Origin of the sequence: Moorena sp. SIO2C4 (assembly GCF_010672485.1) — a bacterium.
Classification (GTDB): Bacteria; Cyanobacteriota; Cyanobacteriia; order Cyanobacteriales; family Coleofasciculaceae; genus Moorena; species Moorena producens.
Genome location: NZ_JAAHGN010000636.1, coordinates 1 through 4,351, shown reverse-complemented (window position 1 = coordinate 4,351; position 4,351 = coordinate 1). Strand labels below are relative to the sequence as shown.

The 4,351-nt window shown below is 43.9% G+C and carries 4 protein-coding genes and 2 pseudogenes; 3 read left to right on the top strand and 3 right to left on the bottom strand.

Features of this window, described 5'->3' with window-relative positions; genetic code table 11:
* The 3 genes and pseudogenes from F6K20_RS26105 to cbiE form a co-directional block, all read left to right on the top strand.
* A partial coding sequence (locus F6K20_RS26105; RefSeq protein WP_353736833.1) for a hypothetical protein occupies nucleotides 1-210 on the top strand: 210 nt, incomplete at its 5' end.
* Nucleotides 128-469: pseudogene (locus tag F6K20_RS26100) on the top strand (precorrin-8X methylmutase); the annotation flags it as partial. The gene F6K20_RS26105 and the pseudogene F6K20_RS26100, both read left to right, overlap by 83 nt.
* Nucleotides 462-1,808 carry a precorrin-6y C5,15-methyltransferase (decarboxylating) subunit CbiE gene (gene cbiE, locus F6K20_RS26095; RefSeq protein ID WP_287296576.1) on the top strand — a complete coding sequence of 449 codons (1,347 nt, stop codon included), beginning with the start codon at nucleotides 462-464 and terminating at the stop codon, nucleotides 1,806-1,808. The pseudogene F6K20_RS26100 and the gene cbiE, both read left to right, overlap by 8 nt.
* A gap of 15 nt (nucleotides 1,809-1,823) precedes the next feature.
* Here the strand turns inward: cbiE and F6K20_RS26090 are convergent.
* The 3 genes and pseudogenes from F6K20_RS26090 to F6K20_RS26080 form a co-directional block, all read right to left on the bottom strand.
* Nucleotides 1,824-1,961 (bottom strand): annotated as a pseudogene (locus tag F6K20_RS26090) (antitoxin); the annotation flags it as partial.
* A gap of 344 nt (nucleotides 1,962-2,305) precedes the next feature.
* Entirely contained in the window at nucleotides 2,306-2,809 is a 504-nt protein-coding gene (locus F6K20_RS26085; RefSeq protein WP_008183865.1) for a hypothetical protein, read from the bottom strand.
* A 295-nt stretch (nucleotides 2,810-3,104) separates the two neighbouring features.
* The coding region (locus F6K20_RS26080) for a vitamin B12 dependent-methionine synthase activation domain-containing protein (RefSeq protein WP_287296574.1) at nucleotides 3,105-4,351 on the bottom strand (1,247 nt) is incomplete at its 5' end.

The following is a 4,351-nucleotide window of genomic DNA, read 5'->3' as shown; positions in this document are numbered from 1 at the left end:
ATTGCTCGGATGTGGTTTGATTCTGGTACGATTGTGTCAACAGTTAATCGAATCGGCAAAGCCGAATACCAGAAAGCAATTAATCGCTCTCTGACTAATAAACCATTAGTGGTACTGGTGGATGGTGCCCCTGATCGTCGCAGTAGACCAGGCACCAGTAGCTCTGCCAGGAAAGACGCGCACGGAAACAGGTTTACTCCGATGTTTTGAGCAGTTTCCAGGGGCTATTTTTGTGATTGGTAATGCCCCTACGGCATTGTTGGCTTTATGTGAGCAGTTGCCCCACTCTCAGGTCAAACCAGCTTTGGTGATTGGCGCAACGGTTGGGTTTGTTTCAGTGCTCGAGTCGAAAGCTGCTTTGGCAAAGATATCTATCCCTCAGATTCGGGTTGAAGGAGCTAAAGGAGGGTCTCCAGTGGCTGCAGCTATTTTGAATGGATTAATGGTATTGGCTTGGGATAGTGAGTAATAAAACATCCCAAAGGTCACCCATCCATGTAGTGGGCATTGGTTTAGATGGAGCAGCTAGCTTAACTGATCAAGTCAAGGAGCTGGTGGAACGAGCGACGCTATTGGTAGGAAGTCAGCGCCATTTAGGTTATTTTCCCAACCACCAAGGGTCACAACTGGTATTGGGGAATTTTGCTGACGCTATTGAATTAATTCGTAAGCAGCTCGATAGTGCTGATCACGATACCCTAATCGTAGTGTTGGTGAGTGGTGATCCATTGTTTTTTGGCTTAGGACGATTGCTCCTAAGCCAACTTCCCCCCTCAAGGCTGAGGTTTCATCCCCATGTCAGTGCGATTCAGTTAGCCTTCAGTCGGATTAAGGTTGCTTGGCAAGATGCTAAGGTAATCAGTGCTCATGGCCGTTCTCTCGAACAACTAATCCCAGCCTTGAAGCAGGGAGTTGACAAGATTGCAGTGCTGACGGATGGCAGCAATACACCTGAAGCGATCGCTAAATTATTGCTAGCGCTAGATTTACCCAGTGGCTACCAGTTGTGGGTATGTGAAAATTTGGGAGGTATGGATGAACGGGTGCAATGTCTTGGTGTAGAAGCAGTATTGAACCAGACCTTTGCTCCCCTGAATGTGGTGGTATTACTACGTCACCCTGAGTCCGTTGACCAATCCCTGGATACAGACTCGTTACCGATACTGGGATTACCAGATCAGACATTTACTAGTTTTAGCGATCGCCCTGGTTTAATGACCAAGCGAGAAATCAGGCTGCTGTTACTAGGAGAGTTAGCACTCAAACCAGGGCAAACGGTTTGGGATATTGGTGCAGGAACAGGTTCGGTTTCCATTGAAATTGCTCGTTTATCGAAGACATCTCAGGTGTTTGCTATTGAAAAAACAGCCATGGGTAGTGCTTTGATTGAGCAAAATTGTCAACGTTTAGGTGTTAATAATGTTACCTCAATTCATGGTTCAGCACCGGATATTTTGAAAGATTTACCAACACCCAATAGGATTTTTATTGGCGGTAGTGGTGGTAATTTACAATCAATTTTGGATTACTGTGATACTCGCTTAGAGCTCGATGGTATTATAGTGTTAGCGTTAGCAACAGTTGAGCATACTAATACAGCCTATAGTTGGTTTGAGTCTAAACGTTTCCCCCCCTCCGAGCGCGGGATTAGAGCAAATTCCTTCCCCCCCTTATTAAGGGGGGTTAGGGGGGATCACTGGAATTATCAATGGTTACAGGTGCAGTTATCAAAGTCGGTACCTGTGGGAAAACTAACTCGGTTTAATCCTCTCAATCCGATAACTATTTTGACAGCTTGGAAGTGCTGAGTTTGAGAGTTAATAAATTCCTTTTTCTTGCGCCTTTGCTTCAAAATATTCTATTACATCAATCCTCAAAGGCAAAGTTACTGGTTGCTTTAATTTCTTGGCATAAGGATTGGGGCGGCTTTTCATGTTGGCAAGGTCATATTCTGGTTTCATGGTTTTATCATTGATAGTATTGACTTTGATTTTTAGTTGTTTTTATGAAATAATTATGATTACATATTTTAGTTATCGGTAACAAGGCATAATCAGTAATATTCGCATTTTCGAACTTATGGCTAGCAGTAAAAATCGGTCTTCTATCTCAGAATGATCTTCTTCCCAAAACTGGATCCCAGCTAGTAGCAATAGGCAATCAACCCACACAAAAGATTAAAGGGTTGGCACTTTCGGGTGGATCTCATTTTTATTCTTTGACCTAACAGTGGTGCGTTACGGGGCTGAGTGTCTCAACTCTAGCTACCGAAAAAATGAGGGCTCCCCTAACACACCCTACGGAACTACTTATCCAAAACTGATGTCCAGACCTGTAGATTCCCTAACCAAGAATTGAGCTGCCCACGATTACAACCCGCAGCTTTCCCTTCAGCCTCTAAACTAATGGAATGATTTCCTGAGGAAACAGGGCCAAGATCAATTTTACCTGAGGTCAACGGAAGCCTACTGAACTGGCCAGATGCGCCCCTCCACCCAAGGGTATCTGTAGAAGTAACACGCTCACCGTCAAGGTAGAAATGGATTTTTATTGGACTGCAATGAGTAGGGGGGACGACATACTGGACTTTTAAGACACCGCGCGTTGTTACATCTATTGCGAAGCGGTTACTGCATACTTGGCCACTGCCAGTACAACTTACTTTTTCTGGACCAAAATTTTGAGACTTGGTAATCTCCTTAGGAAATAAATTATGCCAATTCGTGATCACAGCTGCCCCCAGTAGACCAACCAGGCCAATTACAGCGACAATTATCTGTATCCTATGACTTTTATCTTGACCACTCATCCCACTTTACCAAAGGTTATGATCATCGACGTTCGATGACTTTTCGTTTTTTAGTTTTACCTAATTTATAATTATATATTATAAAGAGTAAATATTAAATGGGTGGGTGGAAATTTTTTCGAGTCTGTTACCAGTTTATGTAGTAGGGTGGGCAATGCTTTATACAAATTCACCAAGCTGGGCTTTGCACCTTGATAAACACTGCCCACCCTAAAATTAATAACTATCCTGCAAGATTCCAGTATTAATCAACTGAAATCTGGCTGGCTTAATCCACTGTCAAAAACCTGACCGATCAAGCAGTAAAATATCTAGCGATGGGGTGATAAGCTACAATTGCCGTGGTAGATTGCTCTGGATACAACTGCTCACTCTCATCCATGTATAACTTGATGCGATCGCATTCCAACAAATCCAACTGCTTGTACTGATCCTGGAGATTTGGACAAGCGGGATAGCCAAAACTATACCGTGAACCTTGATAGCGCTGAGCTAACACATCCCGAATAGTATCGGGTTCTTGATCTGCGAACCCTAACTCCCGACGAATCCGAGCATGACTCCACTCCGCCAAGGCTTCAGCCATTTGTACCGCCAATCCGTGGTAATACAAATAATCGGTATATTGATCACCATCAAATAATTCCTTAGCGTACTCTGTGGCAATATCACCCACAGTTACCGCCTGCATGGGGAACACATCGAATTGACCTGCTCCTGCCAACTCCTTCGGTAAAAAGAAATCCGCTATACACAAACGCTTACCAGACCGTTGCCGAGGAAACTCAAACCGTGCCACCTCTTGCAATTCCTGCGAGTCTTTAGCACCTTCGGGATTCATCCCTTTAGCATCATAAATTATCAAGGAATTCCCCTCAGCTAAACAAGGAAAATATCCATACACCACCTGGGGATGTAACAAGTTCTCAGCAAGAGTTTTTTCCTTCCATTTGTCCAGAATTGGGTCAACCTTTTCCTTCAAAAACTGATTATACTCTTCCCTCGACTGGTCCTTTGGCTTCCTAAACTGCCATTGTCCAGCAATCAACGCCTGCAAATCCAGATACCATAAGACTTCCTCGAAGGAAATATCCTCTGGCTTGAGTATCTTGGTTCCCCAGAATGGCGGTGTTGGACGCTCAATATCCAAGCTTACCCCTTCCGAACGATTAGTATCTACAGGAGTTGAAAGGGCAGTTGCTGGTTGAGAGTTGTCTTTTGAACCATTCTCCTGCAACTTGTCAACTTTCAACTCGGAAGAAGCTTCAACTGCTACACCATTCTCTAGCTCATCGATAAAGCCTTTACTATCATCCCAGTTACCAGCTGCTTTTGCTGGCATTAATTTATCCATGAAATGGAGGTCAGAAAAGGCATCTTTACCATAAACTACCTGACCATTGTAGGTATTCTGGCAGTCCTTATGGACAAACTTTGGTGTTAGGGCAGCACCCCCTAGAATAACTGGTACCGTAATTCCCCGCTCATTAAAGGTTTCCAAATTATCCTTCATAAACGCAGTAGACTTCACCAGTAGCCCAA